Source organism: Catenibacterium sp. UBA627, assembly GCF_002299355.1.
GTDB classification, from domain to species: domain Bacteria; phylum Bacillota_I; class Bacilli_A; order Erysipelotrichales; family Coprobacillaceae; genus Catenibacterium; species Catenibacterium mitsuoka.
Genome location: NZ_DBPF01000082.1, coordinates 6,100 through 6,747 on the forward strand (window position 1 = coordinate 6,100; position 648 = coordinate 6,747).

The 648-nt window shown below is 33.3% G+C and carries 1 protein-coding gene; it reads right to left on the reverse strand.

Features of this window, described 5'->3' with window-relative positions:
• Positions 1-648 (reverse strand): glycosyltransferase (locus tag B2S90_RS05285; RefSeq protein WP_286696653.1); only part of this gene is annotated, 648 nt, incomplete at both ends.

Genomic DNA, 648 nt, shown 5'->3' on the forward strand with positions numbered 1-648 from the left:
ATCTTTATTTTGTGGATGTGCACAGTAATTCACAAGAATAAGTAAAACATGATAACTTACAAAGTTATAGAATAATGTTTCTATATTCTTGTCCTCTGCCATAACATCTTTTAAATCTTCTTCTACTGCTTTCATAGATAAGAGGAACTTATCTGCATAAGCTGTATCAAACTTACGTACAGCAGACTGATCATTAAATACATAATGAACAAGTGGATGCTCATCTCCCACAATTACGTTCCACTTCTGTGAAGCACGTGCACAATATTCTGCATCTTCTGCAAGACTCAATTCTTCATTTAATAATACATCTTCAATAGTAGAGGCTTTAATCAATTTTCCCCAACAGAATCCTACACCCGCCTGAACATTTAAAAGATCCTTTAAATAATCCTTCCAGTCACTGTACATTGTATCTCTTATATAATGAAGCATCTTTTCACTATGATCACTATAATCTCTACTATAATTACAGATAACACAATCTGCTTCAGCTTCTACTGCATGATTTAGAAGTATTTTACAGGCATTACTTTCAATCCAGTCATCTGCATCTAGAAACATAATATAGTCACCTTTCGCATTCTTTACACCAAGGTTTCTACCTGAACATACACCACTCTTAGAATTCTTAATAACTGTCACATT